At 63.7% G+C, this 2,444-nt stretch carries 4 protein-coding genes; 3 read left to right on the top strand and 1 reads right to left on the bottom strand.

Annotated elements, in window-relative coordinates; translation table 11 throughout:
- From AC3AYF_RS20130 to AC3AYF_RS20120, 3 genes are all read left to right on the top strand, one after another.
- On the top strand, window positions 1–412 hold a 412-nt coding region (locus AC3AYF_RS20130), incomplete at its 5' end, for a peroxiredoxin (RefSeq protein ID WP_487780279.1).
- A gap of 301 nt (window positions 413–713) precedes the next feature.
- Window positions 714–1,490, top strand: a complete 777-nt coding sequence (locus AC3AYF_RS20125; protein WP_295035066.1) for an AraC family transcriptional regulator — start codon at window positions 714–716, stop codon at window positions 1,488–1,490.
- Between the two features lie 35 nt (window positions 1,491–1,525).
- Complete coding sequence (locus AC3AYF_RS20120; protein WP_295035064.1) at window positions 1,526–2,137, top strand: LysE family translocator; 612 nt, start codon at window positions 1,526–1,528, stop codon at window positions 2,135–2,137.
- Window positions 2,138–2,224: 87 nt separating this feature from the next.
- On the opposite strand, the gene AC3AYF_RS20115 is transcribed toward AC3AYF_RS20120, so the two are convergent.
- Window positions 2,225–2,444, bottom strand: a 220-nt coding sequence (locus tag AC3AYF_RS20115) for an AI-2E family transporter (RefSeq protein ID WP_487780278.1), incomplete at its 5' end; no start/stop codon positions are given.

The raw sequence follows: 2,444 nt of genomic DNA, 5'->3' as shown, positions 1-2,444 counted from the left end.
CGATCAGGTGCAGCTCGGCGCCGGCGGCAACCCGGTGGTGCTCTACTTCTACCCCAAGGACAGCACGCCCGGCTGCACCACCGAGGGTGGCGACTTCCGCGACAGGATCGGCGAGTTCGAGGCCGCCAATACGGTCGTCTTCGGTGTCTCGCGGGACGGCCTCAAGTCCCACGAGAACTTCAAGGCCAAGCAGGGCTTCCCGTTCGAGCTGATCTCCGATCGCGACGAGGCGGTCTGCCGCCAGTTCGACGTGATCAAGCTCAAGAAGATGTACGGCAAGGAGCACCTGGGCGTCGAGCGCAGCACCTTCCTGATCGACGCCGACGGCAAGCTCGCCCGCGAGTGGCGCGGCGTCAAGGTCCCGGGCCACGTCGACGAGGTGCTCGCCGCGGCTCAGGAGCTCAATCGCTGAAGATAATTGGGCCGCACCGCATCAAGCCCGGCGACATGTCAGCCGCGGGCCGCCAATAAGGCGGTCCGCGGCCGAACACAACCATGCCACGACCTCCCATTACCCTGTCCCTTCCGAGCCCCCTTGCACCACCGAGAGTCAATTTCGTTCAAGACACTCAGACGGATCTCTTTGATAGTTGCTCCAATCACGGTCACCAATCTCCCGATCACTCACTACGGGCCGGGTGACAGCTCTCAATCGATCGTGAGACGACCGGATGGAACCAATGGAAGCTACAGCGAAAGCAAGGAAACAGGCCATGCTACACCGGGTTCAATCTGCGCACACCGCACTGCCTGGCGCTCATCTCATCGAGATCCAGTCGGATCGACGATTCCCCCGTCACTCGCACGACGAGTACGGCATCGGCGTGATGCTCGACGGCGGACACGTCTCGTGGAGTGGCCGCGGAAGCGTCGAGGCAGGCCCGCGTCACGTGATTACGGTCAATCCCAGCGAGCTTCACGACGGTATCCCGATAGGCGGTTCTGCGCGCCGCTGGCGCATGCTGTTCGTCACTCCGGACCTGATCGAGAACACCCTCGGCACCGAGCTGGCCTCGCGTGAATTTCGCCATCCGACGATGATCGACCCCGCCTTGACCAGGCGCCTACTCCACGGCATGGCGGATATCCCCAACAGCGCTCCCGACGAGATCACGGAAATCATCGGCGATCTGTTCGGCGCGCTGCTCGACACGTCGCTTCCGATACCAACGGCCGCCCCTCCTTCATCCGCGGTTCAGCGAATGCTGGAACGACTTCATGACGACCCGCTCGACGCCCCAGCGCTCTCCGAGCTGGCCCGCATCGCCGAGCTGACGCCCTACACCGCGCTGCGCCGGTTCCGGCGCGAAGTCGGCACCACTCCCCATGCCTATCTCAAACAGCGCCGCGTGCGCCTGGCCTGCGCAGCAATCAGCCGAGGCACCTCCCTGACGGAAGCCGCTGGCGCGGCCGGGTTTGCGGATCAGAGCCATATGACACGGGCTTTCGTGCACCAATTGGGCGTGACGCCTGGTCAGTGGCGTGGTTGATTCATCGCCCTCTGAACATCGGAACTCATCTCACCATGACCCTCGAATTTCTGCTGACCGCCCTCATCGTTGTGGTGCTGCCAGGCACCGGCGTGCTCTACACACTGGCCACGGGATTGGGACGAGGCGCACGCGCTGCCATGCTCGCCGCGCTGGGCTGCACACTGGGCATCGCGCCCCAACTACTGCTGGCCACGCTGGGCCTGACGGCCATCCTGGAAAAGAGCGGCACCCTTTTTCAGGCAATGCGCATCGCGGGAACGCTCTATCTGCTATTCATGGCGTGGCAGGTATGGCGGGCGCAGGGAGTGATGGCCGTCGATAGTCAGCACTCGCCTCGCGGTGGCCTGGCGCTGATCGGCACGGGCATCTGGCTCAACCTGCTCAACCCCAAACTGGGTCTATTCTTCCTCGCCTTCCTGCCCCAGTTCGTACCGGTCGACAGCGCCGACGCACGTAGCGATTTTCTCCTTCTCGGCTTGGTGTTCGTGGTCATGACATTGATCGTGTTCATTGGCTATGGACTGATGGCGGCTTGGGTCCGCGATCATGTCATCGGCAGGCCACGAGTGATGGCATTCATTCGCTATGGCTTTGCTGCCGCTTTCGTACTGCTGGCCCTGCGTCTCGGTTTCGAAAGACTCTGACCCCGCCAGCGCAGCGAAAGAGAGATTGCGCGGCTCAGCCGCCCGCGGAGGTGCCTTATCCCGTTCCTGCGCGGCTTCACCCACGCGTCACGCCTCGGCCTGGACCGACTCCCCTCGCGGCCAGGCCTGCACCAGCGCCTTGATCAGGGTCGCCAGCGGAATGGCGAAGAACACCCCCCAGAACCCCCACAGCCCGCCGCAGAACAGCACCGCCAGGATGATCGAGACCGGATGCAGGTTGACCGCTTCCGAGAACAGGATCGGCACCAGCACGTTGCCGTCGAGCGCCTGCAGCACCGCATACGCG

It is taken from the genome of Salinicola sp., assembly GCF_982684285.1.
The sequence above is the reverse complement of the archived record's forward strand: the minus strand, read 5'-3'. Positions and strand labels throughout refer to the sequence as shown.